Source organism: Streptomyces sp. AB3(2024), assembly GCF_041862025.1.
In the GTDB taxonomy this organism is placed as follows: domain Bacteria; phylum Actinomycetota; class Actinomycetes; order Streptomycetales; family Streptomycetaceae; genus Streptomyces.
Genome location: NZ_JBGWAB010000003.1, coordinates 17243 through 34715, shown reverse-complemented (window position 1 = coordinate 34715; position 17473 = coordinate 17243). Strand labels below are relative to the sequence as shown.

Annotated in this window: 17 protein-coding genes; 5 read left to right on the top strand and 12 right to left on the bottom strand. The window is 73.1% G+C overall.

What is annotated here, in order from left to right:
• Position 1: 1 nt before the first annotated feature.
• Both ACEPPI_RS01870 and ACEPPI_RS01865 read right to left on the bottom strand, forming a co-directional pair.
• On the bottom strand, positions 2-1243 hold the full coding sequence (locus ACEPPI_RS01870; protein ID WP_373913487.1) for a low temperature requirement protein A: 1242 nt from the start codon (positions 1241-1243) through the stop codon (positions 2-4).
• A gap of 62 nt (positions 1244-1305) precedes the next feature.
• Positions 1306-1881, bottom strand: a complete 576-nt coding sequence (locus tag ACEPPI_RS01865) for a TetR/AcrR family transcriptional regulator (RefSeq protein WP_356210603.1) — start codon at positions 1879-1881, stop codon at positions 1306-1308.
• Between the two features lie 103 nt (positions 1882-1984).
• On the opposite strand from ACEPPI_RS01865, the gene ACEPPI_RS01860 reads away from it, so the two are divergent.
• Positions 1985-4474: a beta-glucosidase gene (locus tag ACEPPI_RS01860; RefSeq protein WP_373913486.1), complete on the top strand. Its 2490-nt coding sequence runs from the start codon at positions 1985-1987 to the stop codon at positions 4472-4474.
• Positions 4475-4626: 152 nt separating this feature from the next.
• On the opposite strand, the gene ACEPPI_RS01855 is transcribed toward ACEPPI_RS01860, so the two are convergent.
• On the bottom strand, positions 4627-5526 hold the full coding sequence (locus tag ACEPPI_RS01855; RefSeq protein WP_373913485.1) for an SGNH/GDSL hydrolase family protein: 900 nt from the start codon (positions 5524-5526) through the stop codon (positions 4627-4629).
• A gap of 250 nt (positions 5527-5776) precedes the next feature.
• Here ACEPPI_RS01855 and ACEPPI_RS01850 point away from each other — a divergent pair, with 250 nt between their 5' ends.
• Positions 5777-6271, top strand: a complete 495-nt coding sequence (locus ACEPPI_RS01850) for a DUF3145 domain-containing protein (RefSeq protein ID WP_030160508.1) — start codon at positions 5777-5779, stop codon at positions 6269-6271.
• Positions 6272-6332: 61 nt separating this feature from the next.
• Here ACEPPI_RS01850 and fabF read toward each other — a convergent pair whose 3' ends face one another.
• The 5 genes from fabF to ACEPPI_RS01825 all read right to left on the bottom strand — a co-directional run bounded on the left by fabF (position 6333) and on the right by ACEPPI_RS01825 (position 11228).
• The gene (fabF, locus tag ACEPPI_RS01845) at positions 6333-7601 is read right to left on the bottom strand and encodes a beta-ketoacyl-ACP synthase II (protein ID WP_373913484.1); all 1269 of its coding nucleotides are present in this window, start codon (positions 7599-7601) and stop codon (positions 6333-6335) included.
• Positions 7602-7680: 79 nt separating this feature from the next.
• Positions 7681-7929: an acyl carrier protein gene (locus tag ACEPPI_RS01840; RefSeq protein ID WP_150519766.1), complete on the bottom strand. Its 249-nt coding sequence runs from the start codon at positions 7927-7929 to the stop codon at positions 7681-7683.
• A gap of 57 nt (positions 7930-7986) precedes the next feature.
• On the bottom strand, positions 7987-8991 hold the full coding sequence (locus tag ACEPPI_RS01835; protein ID WP_356210592.1) for a ketoacyl-ACP synthase III: 1005 nt from the start codon (positions 8989-8991) through the stop codon (positions 7987-7989).
• A gap of 18 nt (positions 8992-9009) precedes the next feature.
• Positions 9010-9927, bottom strand: a complete 918-nt coding sequence (locus ACEPPI_RS01830) for an ACP S-malonyltransferase (protein WP_373913483.1) — start codon at positions 9925-9927, stop codon at positions 9010-9012.
• Positions 9928-10016: 89 nt separating this feature from the next.
• Positions 10017-11228, bottom strand: coding sequence for a PucR family transcriptional regulator (locus ACEPPI_RS01825; protein WP_373913482.1), 1212 nt, complete (start codon positions 11226-11228; stop codon positions 10017-10019).
• An 81-nt stretch (positions 11229-11309) separates the two neighbouring features.
• On the opposite strand from ACEPPI_RS01825, the gene ACEPPI_RS01820 reads away from it, so the two are divergent.
• Complete coding sequence (locus tag ACEPPI_RS01820; RefSeq protein WP_373913481.1) at positions 11310-11969, top strand: pirin family protein; 660 nt, start codon at positions 11310-11312, stop codon at positions 11967-11969.
• Here ACEPPI_RS01820 and ACEPPI_RS01815 read toward each other — a convergent pair.
• Complete coding sequence (locus ACEPPI_RS01815) at positions 11966-12796, bottom strand: serine hydrolase domain-containing protein (protein WP_373913586.1); 831 nt, start codon at positions 12794-12796, stop codon at positions 11966-11968. The genes ACEPPI_RS01820 and ACEPPI_RS01815 overlap by 4 nt on opposite strands.
• A gap of 79 nt (positions 12797-12875) precedes the next feature.
• Here ACEPPI_RS01815 and ACEPPI_RS01810 point away from each other — a divergent pair, with 79 nt between their 5' ends.
• Both ACEPPI_RS01810 and ACEPPI_RS01805 read left to right on the top strand, forming a co-directional pair.
• The gene (locus tag ACEPPI_RS01810) at positions 12876-13292 is read left to right on the top strand and encodes a MerR family transcriptional regulator (RefSeq protein WP_373913480.1); all 417 of its coding nucleotides are present in this window, start codon (positions 12876-12878) and stop codon (positions 13290-13292) included.
• Complete coding sequence (locus tag ACEPPI_RS01805) at positions 13289-14311, top strand: aldo/keto reductase (protein WP_373913479.1); 1023 nt, start codon at positions 13289-13291, stop codon at positions 14309-14311. Before ACEPPI_RS01810 ends, ACEPPI_RS01805 begins: the two co-directional genes overlap by 4 nt.
• Positions 14312-14349: 38 nt before the next feature.
• Here ACEPPI_RS01805 and ACEPPI_RS01800 read toward each other — a convergent pair whose 3' ends face one another.
• From ACEPPI_RS01800 to ACEPPI_RS01790, 3 genes are all read right to left on the bottom strand, one after another.
• The gene (locus tag ACEPPI_RS01800; RefSeq protein WP_373913478.1) at positions 14350-15207 is read right to left on the bottom strand and encodes a DUF4429 domain-containing protein; all 858 of its coding nucleotides are present in this window, start codon (positions 15205-15207) and stop codon (positions 14350-14352) included.
• A 95-nt stretch (positions 15208-15302) separates the two neighbouring features.
• The gene (locus tag ACEPPI_RS01795) at positions 15303-16472 is read right to left on the bottom strand and encodes an alpha/beta hydrolase (RefSeq protein ID WP_373913585.1); all 1170 of its coding nucleotides are present in this window, start codon (positions 16470-16472) and stop codon (positions 15303-15305) included.
• A 211-nt stretch (positions 16473-16683) separates the two neighbouring features.
• The gene (locus ACEPPI_RS01790) at positions 16684-17388 is read right to left on the bottom strand and encodes a TetR/AcrR family transcriptional regulator (RefSeq protein WP_373913477.1); all 705 of its coding nucleotides are present in this window, start codon (positions 17386-17388) and stop codon (positions 16684-16686) included.
• Positions 17389-17473: the final 85 nt, after the last annotated feature.

Here is a 17473-nt window from a genome sequence, read left to right as displayed (position 1 = left end):
TTCAGGATGCCGGCCGGTCGGGCCTGCTCCGGGAGGGGGCCGGGCCGCCGGGGAGGTTGCCGTTCGCGCGTACGAGGGCCAGTTCCGTCAGGTTGAGGGCCGTCACCAGGAGGGACAGCAGCGCCAGTGCCCCCAGCGAGGGCAGCAGGGCCGCCACCGGGAGCACGGCCAGGACGGCCGCGGCGGCCCCCAGCCGGGTCACCGACCAGGAGCGGAACAGGTGCCAGCGGGTGTACCCGAAGGTGGCCAGGAAGAGCGCGCAGCCCCCGTACAGCAGGGTGGCGACGCCGGGCGGGAGCCGTTCGCCGGGACGGGCCACCGCCTCGGCCATGCCGACGGCCACCGCGATGACCGAGGCGATCAGCGAGAGGTGCCCGTACGAGAGGACCTGCCGGGCCACGTCCGCCCGTACGGCGGCGGTCTCCAGGCCGTGGCGGACGGCGCTCGCGGCCAGGTGGAAGTACACCCACCACAGTCCGCAGACCAGGGTGAAGGCCACCGCGACGGCGGTCAGGGAACCCGCGCCCAGCTCGGGGGAGGTGGCCACCGGCGCCCCGACGGCCACGATCGACTCGCCCAGGGCGATCATCACGAACAGCCCGAACCGTTCGGCGAGGTGCCCCGACTCGAAGGCCAGCCGGACCATGGCCCGGCGGGTCAGCCGGGGCGCGGCCAGGTCCACCGCTGCGGCCAGCGCCCACAGCCAGGTCCGGGTCCCGCCGTCGAGGAAGGCCCCGGCCAGCAGCAGCGGCCCGCTGATCAGCACCGACAGGGTCGCCGGGGTCGGTGTCAGCCGTCGGGAGCGGCCGTGCGCCATGGCGGCGAGGACCACGCGGGCGCAGAAGTAGGCGCCGGCGAAGAGCGCCCCGCGGTCCCCGAAGGCGCCGGGCAGGGCCAGGGCCATCATCAGGCCGCACAGGCCGGCGGCGAACAGGCCGAGCCGGTTCAGCGGCCGGTCCGCGTCGTGGGTGTTGGCGTGGACGGTGTTGCCGACCCACACCCAGTAGACGGGCACGAAGACGATCAGGGCCCGGCCGGTGCCGGCCCAGCCGTGGTCGTGGTGGAGCAGCGCGGAGACCTGGGTCACCGCGAACACCAGCACCAGGTCGAAGAACAGCTCCGACCAGGCCACCTTCTTCTCCGGCGGCTCGTCCTCGGCGCCCTCCCGCCGCTGCTCCCGCTCGGGTTCCGGCTGCGCCTGCTCCCGCTGCTCCTGCTCCCGCTCCCGCTTCTCCAACCCCACGGCATGTCCCCCAGTTCCCCCGGCCGGTGTCGGGGGACAGGATGCCCGGCGGGCCGTGCGGCCTAGACGGCGGGGCCGCGCAGGAGGGTGAGGAAGGAGCGGAACGCGCCGGGCATGTCGACCGATTCCGGGGCGAGCAGCCACTGGTACTGGAGGCCGTCCATCACCGCCGTCAGCAGCGGAGCGGCCTGTTCCGGCGTGAGGCCCGAGGGGAGGCGCTCGCCGAACTCGGCGCGCAGCACGGCGGTCATCTCCCCGCGCACCTGCGCGTAGCGCTCGGTGAAGAACTCCCGGGCTGGGTGGCCGTCGGTGACGCTCTCGCCGAGCAGCGCCGAGAAGGTCTGCACGATGCCGGGCCGCATGGCGTTGTACTCCACCAGCGAGGCCAGCAGGTCCAGGCGCCAGGTGTCCGCGGCGGCGCGCGAGCCGCCGCCCGTGTCCCAGCGGTCGCGCTCCTCCAGGACGGCCACGAGCAGGGCCTCCTTGGTGGGGAAGTAGTGCAGCAGCCCCTGCTGGGTGAGGCCCACGCGTTCGGCGACGGAGCCGAGGGAGGCCCCCCGGTAGCCGCGCTCCGCGATCACCTCGACCGCCGCGCGGACGATCTCGCCGCGCCGCTCCTCGCTCTTCGCCCTGGCCATCGCCCGGCACCCCTTCCGTTCGTACCCGCAAGAAGGACCGTACGACATAGAGATATCACGAAAAGATTACAACCCCTACCAGTCTACAGGGAGGAGGTCCACGATGGGGGGCACCACACCGCACTCACGAGGAGGCACGGCCGTGACCGATGCCGATCAGGCCCGCGACCGCATCCGCGAAGACGCCGTGGAAACGGCGCTGGGCAAGCTGGATCTCGACATCAAGACCCGCCTCCTGGCCGGCCAGGACATGTGGTCCCTGCCGGCCGTCCCCGAGATCGGGCTCCGCTCCCTGGTCATGTCCGACGGGCCCGTCGGCGTGCGGGGCGTGCGCTGGACCGCGGACGACCCGTCCGTCGCCCTGCCCTCCCCGACCGCGCTGGCCGCCGCCTGGGACCCCGCCCTCGCCCGCCGGGCCGGCCGGCTCCTCGCCCAGGAGGCCCGCCGCAAGGGCGTCCACGTCCTCCTGGCCCCCACCGTCAACCTGCACCGCTCCCCGCTCGGCGGACGCCACTTCGAGTGCTACTCCGAGGACCCCTGTCTGACCGGCGCCATCGGCAGCGGCTACGTCAATGGCGTCCAGGACGGCGGCGTCGGCACCACCGTCAAGCACTTCGTCGGAAACGACGCAGAGACGGAACGCTTCACCGTCGACTGCGTCATCGCCCCGCGCGTGTTGCACGAGCTGTACCTGGCGCCCTTCGAGGCGATCGTCACCAACGCCCACCCCTGGGGCATCATGACCGCCTACAACCGGGTCAACGGCACCACCATGACCGAGCACCGGTACCTGGTGAACGAGGTCCTGCGCGCCCAGTGGGGCTTCGACGGCTGCAACGTCTCGGACTGGATGGCCGCCCGGTCCACCACCGGGGACATCCTCGGCGGCATGGACGTGGCCATGCCCGGCCCGCAGACCGTCTACGGCCCCGCCCTCGCCGCCGCCGTCCGGGCCGGGGAGGTCCCCGAGTCCGAAGTCGACGCGGCCGTGCGCAACGTGCTGCGCCTCGCCGCCCGCGTCGGCCTCCTGGAGGGCGCCCCCGCCGTGGTCGCCGAGCCGCCGGCCCCCCTCGACGGGCAGGCCCTGGCCCGTGAGCTGGCCGTGCGCGGGTTCGTCCTCGTGCGCAACGAAGCCGGCGCCCTGCCGCTCGACGCGGGCACGGGCCGCACCGTCGCCCTCAGCGGCGCCGCCGCCCGCGACGCCCGCGTCCTCGGCGGCGGGTCCGCCACCGTCTTCCCGGAGCGGGTGCTCTCCCCGCTCGACGGGCTCACGGACGCGCTCCCCGACGGAGCCCTGACCTGCACCGTCGGCGCCGACCCGAGCGAGGAACTCGTCCCCGCCGACCAGGGCTTCACGCTGCGCGCCGTCTGCCGCGACGCCTCCGGGACGATCCTCGGCGAGGGCGGCCTGCCCAGCGGCCAGGTCCAGTGGATCGGCGACGACCTGCCCGGCGGCGCCTCGTACGAGACGATGGCGAGCATCGAGGTCACCGGCACCTTCGTGCCGCGCGAGAGCGGCGAACACGCCTTCGGCACCCGGGGGCTGGGCGCCTTCGGCCTCGCCGTCGGCGGACGGGTCCTGTGGGAGGGGGTCCAGGAGCTCGGCGACGAGGCCGACCCCTTCGAGGCGTTCTTCGGAGCCCCCAGCGAACGCGCCCGCCTGACCCTCGCCGAAGGGGAGCCCGTCGAGGTCTCGCTCACCTACCGGGTCCCCGGCATGAGCGCGATGCCGCTCAAGGCGGTCATGTTCTCCCTGCTCCACCTCGGCCCCCGGCGCGACGCCGACGAGCTGATCGCCGAGGCCGTCTCGGCCGCCCGGGCCGCCGACACCGCCGTCGTGGTCGTCGCCACCACCGAGCGCGTGGAGTCCGAGGGGTTCGACCGCCGGGACCTCGTCCTGCCGGGCCGTCAGGACGACCTCGTGCGGGCCGTGGCCGCCGCCAATCCGAACACCGTGGTCGTCGTCAACGCCGGTTCCCCGGTGGAACTCCCGTGGCGCGAGGACGTCGCCGCCGTCCTGCTGACCTGGTTCCCCGGGCAGGAGGGCGGGGCCGCGGTGGCCGACGTCCTCCTCGGGCACGCCGAGCCGGGCGGGCGCCTGCCCACCACCTGGCCCGCCACCCTCGCCGACGCACCCGTCACCGACGTGCTCCCCGCCGGAGGGCGCCTGGAGTACCGCGAGGGACTCGACATCGGCTACCGGGCGTACGAGAAGCACGGCGTGAGGCCCGCCTACCCCTTCGGGCACGGCCTCGGCTACACCGACTGGGCCTACGACTCCCTGGAGGCCACCGCCGACCGGGTCCGGGTCCGCCTGACCAACACCGGCGGCCGGCCGGGCCGCGAGGTGGTCCAGATCTACCTGGCGCCCGTCACCGACGCCGTGGAACGCCCCGCCTGCTGGCTGGCCGCCTTCGCGGGGGTCGGGGCGGCCCCGGGCGAGAGCGTCGAGGTGGAGATCCCGCTGCCCGCCCGCGCCTTCGAGATCTGGGACGAGGCCGCGCGCGGCTGGCGGCGTATCGGCGGGACGTACGAGGTGCGCGCGAGCCACTCGTACGCCGACACGCGGCTGACCGTCACGCTCGACCTGTGAACGGCCGCCCGGCGCACCCGCCCGGCCGGTGCGCGTCGGGCGCCGACCGGCGCGACACGCCGTAGGGTCGAAATGGCCGGAAAACAACCATGAATCCGGCCGGTGAACCGGACCGGGGGCGGGCCCTGACACCCGCCCCCGGTCCCTCCGCGTCAACGCGGGGGCTGCGCCGCCGTCACCTGGCGGTGGGCCAGTTCCGCGAGCCGGGCCTGTCCGTCCCGGCCCGGGTGGAACCAGTCCCAGCGGCTGAGCTGTTCCGCGGAGAAGGGGTACTGGAACACCGCGCCGCCGTCGTAGCGGCACAGCCGGTCCTTCGCGCAGACCTCGCGCAGCACCTCGTTGTACTCGACCACCCGCGCCCGCACCTTCTCCCGGCGGGCCGTCGCGCTCTCCGCCCCCGACAGCGGTTCGGCGAGCATGGACTGACAGATCCCCAGTTTCCAGATCTGCCGCACCATCGGGCTGTCCTTGCCCTGCTCCCACAGCCGCTGGAGGTCCGGCACGGAGGAGACGTAGACCTGGGAGGCCGGCGAGGCGGCCCGCAGCCCGCTCAGGGCCTGCTCGAAACCGGCCCGGAAGTCCGCCACCGAGGTCATCGACGAAGCCGTGGGCCGGCAGGCGTCGTTCGAGCCCACCATCACCGTGACCAGGTCGGGCTTGTGCTCCGCGGCCGCGGTGAGCTGCCCCGGCAGGTCCGCCATCCGCGCTCCGGTCACCGCGAGGTTCCAGCTGCGCGCGGGCACCCCGTCCGCACCGAGCAGCCGGGTCGCGAGCGACTGCACCGCGGGGTCGCCGCCCGTGGCCCAGGAGACCTCCGGGCAGTCGGCCAGTACCGAACAGGCGTCGAACCCGCGGGTGATGGAGTCCCCGACGGCCGCGATCGACGCGGGCGCGGTGTTCCAGCGCGGCCCCGCCGCCCCCGCGCCGCGCTCGCCCTCCGGCTTCGCGCCCCCGGAGTCGCAGCCGGTGACCGTCGCGGCCAGGACGGCCACCGCCACGCCCGCCGCCGCGACGGTCCGGCGCACGCTGCGGCGCGGAGCGGTGGTGCGCATCGCCTGGTCCCTCCCTCGTCGCCCCACGTCCCTCCGGGGGCGTCCTGCTGAGTGAATGCTCCGCGTTTACGGGCCTCGGAGCGACCGTACGTCACACCATGACCCCCGGCGCACGGTAGCTTTTTCCCGTGGCGTTTCGGCCGCAGGTGCCGCAGCGCAATGTCAAATAATTTCCGTTACATTACATCACGTCACATACTGTCCGTTTTCTGGAGTTTATTCCCGACCTCGTCCCACACTGGAGGTCCCGGTGACGACACGTGGAGTTCTGTACGTGCATTCCGCACCGCGCGCGCTCTGCCCGCACGTGGAATGGGCTGTTGCGGGCGTGCTCGGGGTGCGGGTGAACCTCGACTGGATCAGGCAGCCCGCCTCCCCCGGTACCTGGAGAGCCGAGTTCTCCTGGCAGGCCGAGGCGGGTACCGCCTCGAAACTCGCCTCCGCCCTGCGCGGCTGGCACCTGCTCCGCTTCGAAGTGACCGCCGAACCCTGTCCGACCGCCGAGGGCGAGCGCTACAGCTCCACCCCGGAGCTCGGCATCTTCCACGCCGTCACCGGTATGCACGGCGACATCCTGATCCCCGAGGACCGGCTGCGGGCCGCGCTCGCCCGGTCGGCGCGCGGCGAGACCGACCTGGAGGCGGAGATCGCCAAACTGCTCGGCAAACCCTGGGACGACGAACTGGAGCCCTTCCGCTACGCGGGCGAGGGCGCCCCGGTCCGCTGGCTCCACCAGGTCGTCTGAGCCCCGGCCACGAGAAAGGCCCACCCGGTGTCCGGGTGGGCCTTTCTCGTGGTGCCGGTCGCTACTGGACGCTGCGGAACGCCAGCGTCACGTTGTGGCCGCCGAAGCCGAAGGAGTTGTTGATCGCGGAGATCGGGCCGTCGGCGGGCAGCTTGCGGGGCTCGCCGCGCACGATGTCCGCGTCGATGTCGTCGTCGAGGTCCTCGACGTTGATCGTCGGCGGGGCGATGCGGTGGTACAGCGCGAGCACGGTCGCGACGGTCTCGATACCGCCCGCGCCGCCCAGCAGGTGACCGGTCATCGACTTGGTCGCGGAGATCGCGATGTGGTCGAGGTCGTCGCCCAGGACCTTGCGCAGGGCCTTCAGCTCGGCCGTGTCACCCTGCGGGGTCGACGTGGCGTGCGCGTTCAGGTGGACCAGCTCGGCCGGGTCCAGGCCGGTGTTGTCGAGCAGGTTCTGCACGGCGGCCGCGACACCGCGGCCCGTCGGCTCCGGCTGCGCGATGTGGTGGCTGTCCGCGGACAGGCCCTGGCCCAGCACCTCGCAGTAGACCCGGGCGCCGCGCGCGGCGGCGTGCTCGGCGGACTCCAGCACCACGACGCCCGCGCCCTCGCCGAGGACGAAGCCGTCACGGCCCTTGTCGTACGGGCGGGAGGCCTGCGTCGGGTTCTCGTTGTTCTTGGACATCGCCATCATGTTGGCGAACGCCGCGATCGGCAGCGGGTGGATGGCCGCCTCGGTACCGCCGGCGACGACCACGTCGGCACGGCCGGTGCGGATCATCTCGACGGCGTAGCCGATGGCCTCGGCGCCCGACGCGCACGCGCTGACCGGCGTGTGCACACCGGCGCGGGCGTTGACCTCAAGGCCGACGTTGGCCGAGGGGCCGTTCGGCATGAGCATGGGGACGGTGTGCGGGGAGACCCGGCGCACACCCTTTTCCTTCAGCACGTCGTACTGGTCGAGCAGGGTCGTGACGCCACCGATGCCGGAGGCGATCACGGTGCCCAGACGCTCGGGGACGATGGACTCGTCCTCGCCGGCCGGGGCGGTGTAACCCGCGTCGGCCCAGGCCTCGCGGGCCGCGATGATGGCGAACTGTGCCGAGCGGTCGAGCTTGCGGGCCAGCGGGCGGGGGAGTACCTCGCTCGGGTCCACGGCGGCCCGGGCGGCGATCTTAACCGGCAGTTCGGCGAAGCGCTCGCCCTCCAGGGGCGAAACGCCGGACCGGCCGGCGAGCAGACCTTCCCAGGTCGAAGCGCTGTCGCCACCCAGCGGAGTGGTTGCGCCGATACCGGTGACGACCACGGTGCGATTGGTCGGGCTCACAGGAATTCTTTCTCCACGTCTAAGGGGGTGCTGAATTGTCACGGCGCCACCGCCAGGTGGCGACAAACGCTCGTCAGGCTCAGGCCTGGTGCTTCAGGATGTAGTCCGCGGCGTCGCCGACCGTCTTGAGGTTCTTGACGTCCTCGTCCGGGATCTTCACCTCGAAGCGCTCTTCGGCGGCGACGACGACCTCGACCATGGACAGCGAGTCGACGTCCAGGTCGTCGGTGAAGGACTTGTCCAGCTGGACGTCCTCCTGCGGGATGCCGGCGATCTCGTTGACGATCTCCGCGAGACCTTCGAGGATCTCTTCCTGCGTGGCGGCCATGTGGCGCTCCTTCTGTAGCTGAGTGGGTTGATCAGGGCGGGAAGTGAATCCCGGGCCCTAGGGGAGGGTAACGACCGTCGCGGCGTAGACGAGCCCCGCCCCGAAGCCGATGACGAGTGCGGTGTCGCCGCTCTTCGCCGCTCCGGTCGCCAGGAGCCGCTCCATGGCGAGCGGGATCGAGGCGGCCGACGTGTTGCCGGTGGTTTCCACGTCACGGGCGACCGTGACGTGTTCCGGCAGCTTCAGAGTCTTCACCATCGAGTCGATGATCCGCATGTTCGCCTGGTGCGGGATGAAGACGTCCAGGTCCTCCGCGGTGATCCCGGCCGCGTCGAGCGCCTGCTGGGCCACCTTGGCCATCTCGAAGACGGCCCAGCGGAAGACCGCCTGACCTTCCTGTGTGATGGCCGGAAACTTCTCTCCGCCGTCCTTGCCGAGGTACTCGTCCCACGGCACGGTCTGCTTGATCGTCTCGGACTTGTCGCCCTCCGAACCCCAGACCGTGGGGCCGATGGCGGGCTCGTCCGAAGGGCCGACGATCACGGCGCCGGCACCGTCGCCGAACAGGAAGGCCGTCGCGCGGTCCTCCAGGTCGGTCAGGTCCGAGAGCCGCTCGACACCGATGACGAGGACGTACTGCGCCGACCCCTCGACCACCAGGCCCTTGGCGAGCGTCAGGCCGTAGCCGAAACCGGCACAGCCCGCCGAGATGTCGAACGCCGCGGGCTTGCCCGCGCCGATCCGGTGCGCGATCTCCGTCGCGACGGCGGGGGTCTGCTTGAAGTGCGAGACCGTGGAGACGATCACCGCACCGATCTGCTCCGGGGAGATCCCGGCGTCGGCGAGCGCCTTGCCGGAAGCCTCCACGGACATCGCGGCGACCGTCTCCTGGTCCGAGGCCCAGTGCCGGGTCGCGATGCCGGAGCGGGAGCGGATCCACTCGTCGGACGAGTCGATCGTCTCCAGGATGACCTCGTTGGGCACCACCCGGGTCGGGCGGTAGCCGCCCACACCGAGGATGCGGGCGTACGGGGAGCCCTTGGCCGGCTTGATCTTCGACATGCTTGTGGGCTCCTTCTCTCAGGCCGCCTGCGCTGCGATGAGCGCGGCGGCCTTGTCGAGATCGTCCGGGGTCTTCAGGGCCACGCTCGGTACGCCCTTCAGCGCGCGCTTGGCCAGACCCGTCAGAGTGCCGCCGGGAGAGAGCTCGACGATCCCGGTGACGCCCAGCTCGGCGAACGTCTCCATGCACAGGTCCCAGCGGACCGGGTTCGCGACCTGGCCGACCAGGCGGGCGACGACATCGGCGCCCTTGTCGACGACGAGGCCGTCCCGGTTCGAGACGTACTTCAGCGTCGGGTCGGCCGGCGTGAGGGCCTCGGTGGCCTTCTGCAGTGCGGCCACCGCGGGCGTCATGTGGTGCGTGTGGAAGGCGCCCGCGACCTTGAGGGCGACGACCTTCATGGAGCCCTCGGGCTTCTCGGCCTCCAGGGCGGCGATCTGCTCCATGGTGCCGGCGGCCACGATCTGGCCCGCCCCGTTGATGTTGGCCGGGGTCAGCCCCAGCTTCTCCAGGTGCGCGACGACCACGTCCTGGTCGCCGCCCAGGACCGCGGCCATGCCGGTCTCGGTGACGGCGGCGGCATCGGCCATGCCCAGACCGCGGGTGCGGACGAAGGAGAGCGCCTCGGCCTCGGTCAGCACGCCGGCGTAGGCGGCGGCGGTGATCTCACCGACGCTGTGCCCGGCGACGGCGCCGAAGGCCGAGGGGGAACCGAGGGCGGAAGCGGACAGCAGGCCCGCCGCGACCAGCAGCGGCTGGGCCACGGCCGTGTCGCGGATCTCGTCCGCGTCGGCGTTCGTGCCGTAGTGGGCAAGGTCGAGCCCGATGGCGTCCGACCACCCGGCGACGCGCTCGGCGGCGCCGGGGAGTTCGAGCCAGGGAGTCAGGAAGCCGGGCGTCTGAGCGCCTTGGCCGGGAGCGACGAGTACGAGCACCCTCACACTCTCTCTTGTGGACGGCCCCCGCCGCCCGTGGGGACAGGGACGAAGAACCGTCGGGCTAATTGTTGATGTCCGACAAAAGTCTAGGACTGCGGATCTCCGTCGGCCAGACGTCCGAGGATCAGGGCGATCCGCAGCGTGAACGCCGAACGAACGTCGGAGGGTGACCATCCGGTGACGTCGGTCACACGTCGGAGCCGGTACCGCACCGTGTTGGGGTGCACGAACAGCATCCGCGCCGCCCCCTCCAGGCTGCTCGCCTGCTCCAGGTAGACGCTCAGCGTCTCCAGCAGCGCCGAGCCCGCCTCCTCCAGCGGTCTGTAGATCTCCTCCACCAGCTGCTCCCTGGCCGAGGGATCGGAGGCGATCGCGCGCTCCGGCAGCAGATCGTCCGCCAGCACCGGGCGCGGCGCGTCCTGCCAGGCCGTGCAGGCCTTGAGGCCGGCCGCCGCCGCCTGCGCGGACTTCGTCGCGTTCAGCAGGTCGGGCACCACCGGACCGGCCACCACCGGACCGGCTGCGAACGGGCCGATCAGGGACTTCGCCACCTGCATCGGGTTGTCGCTGCCGCCCGCGATCACCACGAGCCGGTCGCCGAGCACACCGGTGAGCACCTGGAGCTTGTGGTGGCGGGCCGCACGCCGGATCGCCTCGACCGTCAGCTCGCTGTCCCCGTCCGGCGCGGTGCCCAGCACCACGCACACGTGCTCCGGCGAATTCCAGCCAAGGGCCGCCGCCCGCGACAGGGCGCCCTCGTCGGCCTCGCCCGACAGCACGGCGTTGACGACCAGGGACTCCAGCCGGGCGTCCCACGCCCCCCGCGCCTCGGCCGCCTGGGCGTACACCTGGGCGGTCGCGAAGGCGATCTCCCGGGCGTACACCAGCAGTGCCTCGCGCAGGATCGACTCGTCGCCCGGGGCCGCGACCTCGTCGATCGCGGCCTCCATGACCTCGATCGTCGTACGGACCATCTCGACGGTCTGGCGCAGGGTGATCGCCCGGGTCAGCTCGCGCGGAGCCGTCCCGAAGACGTCGGTGGAGATGGCCTGCGGGGTCTCCGGGTGCCGGAACCACTCCGTGAAAGCGGCGATGCCGGCCTGCGCCACCAGGCCGATCCACGACCGGTTCTCCGGCGGCATCGCCCGGTACCACGGCAGGGTCTCGTCCATCCGCGCGATGGCGTTGGCGGCGAGCCGGCCGGAGGACTTCTCCAGCCGGCGCAGCGTCGCGCTGTGGGGGTGGGACGGATGCGCGGGACGGGTCTCGGGGGACTGCTCACGTTCGGGTTGGGGCACGGGACAAGACTGCCTTATCAGCGCCCCGGCGCGGACGCGGGTCCGCGGCGGGCCCCCGGACGGGGGGCTACGGTGGCCCACATGATTGATGTACGCCGTGCTGCGGACCGGTACGAGGGAGGGGACGCGGGCGCCGGGATCAGCACCCGCCACGCCTTCTCCTTCGGTTCCTTCTACGACCCGGACAACATCCGCTTCGGCCCGGTGCTGGCCTGCAACGAGGAGCGCCTCGCACCCGGTTCGGGCTTCGACGAGCACCCGCACAGCCACACCGAGATCGTCACCTGGGTGGTGGAGGGCGAACTCACCCACCGCGACAGCACCACCGGCGACACCGGCGTGGTCCGCCCCGGCGACGTCCAGCGGCTGGGCGCCGGCGCGGGTGCCCGGCACGTCGAGCGCAACGACGGCGCGGCCCCGCTGCGGTTCGTGCAGATGTGGCTCGCGCCGCTCACGGCGGGCGGGGAGCCCGCGTACGAGGTCGTACGCGGCCTCGCGGACGGCACCCCGTACGAGGTCCCGGCGGCCGGAGCGGTGCTGCACGTGCGGCGGCCGGGCGCGGGCGAGCGGGTCCCCGTACCGGAGGCTGAACGGGTCTACCTGCACGTGGTGCGCGGGGACCTGCGCCTCGACGGGGCGGAGCTGGGTCCCGGGGACTCGGCGCGGATCAGCGGCGAGAAGGGCCTGGAGATCACCGCCGGGTCCCCGGGGGAGCTGCTGATCTGGGAGCTCCCGGCCTAGCGGACCCGGCGGGCCGGGCGCAGCTCCGCGAGGACCGCGTCGGTGAAGGGGGTCCACGCCTGGACGGCCCAGGGGCCGAAGGCCCGGTCGGTCAGGGCCACGCAGGCCGCGCGGGCATCCGGGTCCACCCACAGGAAGGTGCCGGACTGGCCGAAGTGGCCGAAGGTGCGCGGGGAGGAGGTGGTGCCCGTCCAGTGCGGGGACTTGCCGTCGCGGATCTCCAGGCCGAGGCCCCAGTCGTTGGGGGACTGGTGCCCGAAGCCCGGCAGGACGCCCTTGAGGCCCGGGTGCACCACGGAGGTGGCCTCGGCGACCGTGCGGACGTCCAGCAGGCGGGGCGCCTGGAGCTCGGCGGCGAAGCGCGCCAGGTCGGACACGGTGGAGACGCCGTCCTTGGCGGGCGAGCCCTCCAGGGTGGTCGAGGTCATGCCCAGCGGCTCGAAGACGGCCTGGTGCAGGTACTCCGCGAAGGGGATCCCGGTGGCCTTGGCCAGATGGTCGCCGAGCACCTCGAAACCGGCGTTCGAGTACAGCCGCCGCTCCCCGGGCGGGGCCATCGCGCGGTGCTCGTCGAAGGCCAGTCCGCTGGTGTGCGCGAGCAGGTGACGGACCGTCGAGCCCTCGGGGCCCGCCGGTTCGTCCAGTTCGACGGCCCCTTCCTCGTACGCGACGAGGGCGGCGTACGCGGCGAGCGGCTTGGTGACCGAGGCCAGCGGGAAACGGTGGTCCAGCGGCCCGTGGGAGCCGGCCAGGCTCCCGTCGGCGCGGACCACGGCGGCCGCGGCGGTCGGCACCGGCCAGGTCTCGATGGCCCGCAGGCTGTCCAGGGTGTTGACGGGATCCAGGCTCTCCATGCCGCCGAGCCTACTTGCTTGGAGTGCACTCCAGGGTTTTAGCGTTGACGCCATGAGCCAGAGCCTGACGCAGACGCGGTACACGATCAGCGAGGTCGAGGCCCGGACCGGGCTGACCCAGCACACGCTGCGCTGGTACGAGCGCATCGGGCTGATGCCGCACGTGGACCGCTCCCACTCGGGACAGCGGCGGTTCACCGACAAGGACCTCGGCTGGCTGGCCTTCGTGGGCAAGCTGCGCGCGACCGGCATGTCGGTGGCGGACATGGTCCGCTACGCCGAGCTCGTCCGGGAGGGCGAGCACACGGTCGACGAGCGCCGCGCCCTGCTGGAGCACACGCGCCGCGAGGTGCGGGCACGCCTCGCGGAGCTGACCGACGCGCTGGGCGTACTGGACTGCAAGATCGAGATGTATGCGATGAACAAGACGAACACGATGTACACGGCCACGGGGAAGGCACAGTCATGACGGAGCGCACCACCATCGAGCGGGCCGAACTGGGCAAGGGCGGACCGGTCGTCGGCGTCCAGGGCCTGGGCTGCATGGGCATGAGCGAGTTCTACGGGGACACCGACGAGGCGGCGGCCCGCGCGACCCTGGACGCGGCGCTGGCCGCCGGGGTCACCCTCTTCGACACGGCGGACGCCTACGGGTACGGGGCGAACGAGGAGTTCCTGGCGCCCTTCGTGGCCGCCCACCGGGACGAGATCACCCTCGCCACCAAGTTCGCCCTGGAGCGCCGCACCGACGACCCGGCGTACCGGGGCATCCGCAACGACCGCGCGTACGTCCGCCGGGCCGTCGAGGACAGCCTGCGGCGGCTCGGGGTGGATGTCATCGACCTCTACTACATGCACCGCCGTGACCCGGCCGTGCCGTTCGCCGAGTCGGTGGGCGCCATGGCCGAGCTGGTGCGGGAGGGGAAGGTGCGCCACCTCGGGCTCAGCGAGGTCACGGGGGCCGAGCTGCGGGAGGCGTACGCGGTGCACCCGATCGTGGCGCTGCAGTCGGAGTGGTCCCTGTTCAGCCGGGACGTGGAGCGCAGCGCGGTGGGCGCGGCGGCGGAACTGGGCGTGGCCTTCGTGCCGTACTCCCCGCTCGGACGGGGCTTCCTGACAGGTGCCTTCACGGACGCCGCGGCGGACCTTTCGGCCGCGGACTTCCGTCGGTACCAGCCCCGCTTCACCGGGGACAACGCGAAGGCCAACGCGGCGCTGCTGGACCCGGTCCGCGAGATCGCGGCCGCGCACGGGGCCTCCCCGGCGCAGATCGCGCTGGCCTGGGTGCAGCAGCGGGCGGCGGTGCACGGCCTGACGGTGGTCCCGATCCCGGGCACCCGCAAGCCGGAGCGGGTCGCGGAGAACACCGCGGCGACCCGGATCACGCTGACCGCGCAGGAGCTCGCCCTGCTGGAGCCGATCGCCGGCCGGGTCGCGGGGGACCGCTACCCGGACATGACCTTCAGCTCGGCGGCGCGCGAGGAGTAGGACCGGGGCGCGGCCCGTCGCCGGCCGCCGCTCGCGGGCTACGCGTCCGCGGCGAGGCGGTCGCGCAGGGCGGCGTACTCGGAGTCCGTCAGCAGGCCCGCCCCGTAGAGCTCGCCCAGGTGCTGGAGGCGGCCGTCCTCGCCGGAGCGGGCGCGCGGCAGGGAGGCCACGGGGGTGCGGGCGCGCAGGGCCGCGAGGACGGCCGCGGCGAAGGGCAGCGATTCGTGCACGGCCCCGTACCCGACCCCGAACACGGCGGCGGCCAGGTCGTGGTCGGCGCGGGGGTCCCCGACCCCGGGGGCGCCTTCGCGGGGCAGCAGGCGCAGGTACCCGGCGCCGGGGCGTTCCGGGGAGACCCACTCGACGCCGGACAGGGAGGTCAGGGCGAAGCGCTGGTCGCCCGAGCGCCACTTGGTGCTGGAGGCGCCGGTGCGCGACCAGTGGAAGGTGACCGCCGAGCCGTCGAAGCCCACCCGGGCGTCGTACGCCTTCAGCTGGAGGGGCGGCTGCGGGACCTCGACCAGGAAACGGTCGGCGGGCTCGTCGGCCCCCGGCCCGAGCCGGCCGCGCAGGGCCTCGGCGAAGGCCTCGGCATCGGCCGCCCGGTCCGCGGGGAGCGTGAGCCGGTACGGGTCGCAGACCTCCTTGAGCTGCCCGGCGGCAGCCTCCATCAGCGGATCGGCTCCCGGACGCGGTAGGGCGCGCAGCACCACCGCGTCGCGCCGGCCCCCTGCGGACACCTCGACGCTCACCCCGGACAACGCTTCCAGGGGGATCCTGCGCTCACCCAGCGCGTTCCAGAGCCGTGGAGTTCGCATCCCCCGTGCGAAGCGGATGAGCACCGAGTCCGAGTCGAACTCCCAGACGGCATGATTTCCGGCCAGTACGTCACCCATGCGGCACATCGTAAAGGGAGGCGCCCCCGTGCGTCCCCCCGGTCGGCAGGGACGTTTTTTCCGTTCGCTACGCCTGCCGGGCGAGGAGGGGGTCCTCAGGACCCTTCCGGGCCGGAAATTCCTCGTCGGCAGTCGTCGGAGCCGCTCGCACATGCGACGGAAGCGAAGGTGCCGGTTCCGATCTTGGCAAAATTGTCCAGAGAGGACGTACCTGGCTCGAAATAGCCCGTGTGGCTCCTGGCCCCGGCCGAGGACAGCAGCCGGGCGCCGAAGTCCGGGGAGACCGGGTCCGCCCCGTGGCCCAGACCGCCGACCTCCAGGTGCGGTACGTCGGCGATCCAGTCGCCCTCGTCGCGCATCGCCCAGACCCGCGCGGAGGTGTGCAGATCGGCGGCGTTCTCGGCGCGCATGCCGGGGCTTCCCGCCACCACGAGGTCGGTCACCCGGTCCGGCAGCCGGTGCGCGGCCACCCCGCACACCACCGATCCGTAGCTGTGGCAGAACAGGGCCACGCTGGCGCTCCCGGGCAGGGCAGCCGTCAGCGCCTCCAGCCGCGTGGCGCCCTGGACGGCGAGCCGGCCGGTCGCGGCGTCCACGCCGAGCCCGGTGGGCGCGGTGTAGCCCGCCCAGGCGATGACGGCGTTCTGCTCGTCGGGCCGGGCCGCGCGCTCGGCCTCGTAGAGGGACTGGGCCATGCCGACGGGGGCGGTGAGACGGCGCGTGGAGCGCTCGAAGGTGACCGCGTCGGTGTCGACGCCGGGGACGATCACCGAGACCCGGCGCGCGGCCCGCAGGTCACCGAAGACCTCGGCGGCGAGGCCGGCCCCGGTGGGGTCGAAGACGAAGATCTGCCGGCCGGGTTCGGCCAGCGATTCGAACCGGTGGGCCCGGCGCACGGCGGTCGAACGGTCGGCCGGGGTCAGGGCCACGTCCCGGCCGCGGGCCTCCTCGACCCGTGCGGCCTGCACCAGGGAGTTGTGGTTGGCCCGGTAGCGGGTCTCGGCCGGGACCCCGTTGAGGTTCCCGACCACGAGCGGGAAGCCGTCGGCGAGGCGGGCGCGCTGGGCGGCGTCGAGGTCGGCGAAGAATCGGGCCACCGTCCGCACGGGGGCGTCGGCGGCCGGTACGGACCGGCCGTCGATCCGCGCCGCGGACCATGCGGCCAGCGCGGCCGCCCGCGGCGCGGTGCCCGCCTCGGGCGGGTGCACCGCGGTCCAGCCGGTGGTCGCCAGCATGAGGAAGACGACGCCGAGCGCGAGCATCATGCGCAGAGCGGCCGGACGCGCGAGGGCGTCGGCGGTGTCGTCGGCTTCGACGGCGGGAGGGGCATGGCGGCCGGGCAGGTTCACTGGAGCCAGCGTAGGAGACGGCTGGAGCCGACGGTGCCCCGGGTGACAGGTCTCACGGCCGACCGTGGGACGCACCGCCCGTCCGGTTACGGTGAGTTGCCGTCCGGACCCCCGGCGCGGCGGTGCCTCAGACCCCGGTGGCGGAGCCGGCGGGGGCGGTCCCGGACGCCGCCGGAGGCCGCTGCCAGTGGGCCGCCAGGGCCGGACGAATCTGATCCAGATAGGCCTCGGTCATCCGCCGGATCGCCGCCACGCTGGTGTCCTCGCCCTGCCCCCACAGCCGCCCGGTGACGCGCATCACGCCGCAGAAGGCGGCCACCGCCACCCGGGGTCGCGGGTCGGCGTCGAGGTCCAGCCCCTCGCGGTCGGCGATCAGCCGGGCGATCTCCTCCTCCAGCTCGGTGGAGCGCCGCAGGTGCACGGCGAGCAGGGCCGGAGTGGACTCGATCAGCTGGTATCCCCGCATGTAGAGGTCCACGGGCACCACCTCGGAGATGGCCTCCTCGACCGTGTCCCAGGCGGCGAGCACCGCGCCGCGCATGGCCTCCACGGGGCCCTCGGAGGCCGGCCGGGCCCGCAGGGCGGCGACGAAGTGCGACTCGACCAGGTCCTGGACGGCGAAGGCGACCTCCTCCTTGTTCGCGAAGTAGCGGAAGAACGTGCGCTGGGAGACCTCCACGGCGTCGGTGATCTCGTCCACCGTGGTCCGGTCGTAGCCCTGGGAGACGAACAGGAGCAGGGCGGCGCGCAGCAGTGCGTCCCGGGTGCGCCGCTTCTTGCGTTCGCGCAGACCGGTCGCCGGGGCGTCCGGTGCCGGCCGCAGGTCGGTCATCACCGAGGGGTCCTTTCTGACGCTGAGTGAGCGGTCAGGGTACCTGTGACCGACCTGACAGCGACTGTCTCGTTGAGCCGTCTGT